The following is a 251-nucleotide window of genomic DNA, read 5'->3' on the forward strand; positions in this document are numbered from 1 at the left end:
ATCCCGGCCCACTTACGATAGAGCTCTGCCATCTGTCGGGAACATTTATCAAGCCGTCCTTCCGGCAGCCAGAATTTAAAATCCGCATGGACATGACCATCCGGCGCGCGCCAGACTTTAGCGGCTGCACAAATATCAATTTTGTTTGAAAGGTCGACGCCGACCCATGAGGGATAGGTTTTAAGTTCGTGCTGCGGGGCAATAAACTCGCATTTCTCCCATTTCATCATGTCCATCCAGGCCGACTCAGC

Annotated in this window: 1 protein-coding gene; it reads right to left on the reverse strand. The window is 51.8% G+C overall.

The annotated features are described in order from the left end of the window. Window positions 1-251 (reverse strand): terminase TerL endonuclease subunit (locus APU02_RS08480; protein ID WP_239692856.1); only part of this gene is annotated, 251 nt, incomplete at both ends.

Origin of the sequence: Citrobacter sp. 50677481, assembly GCF_001463265.1 — a bacterium.
GTDB classification, from domain to species: domain Bacteria; phylum Pseudomonadota; class Gammaproteobacteria; order Enterobacterales; family Enterobacteriaceae; genus Citrobacter_A; species Citrobacter_A sedlakii.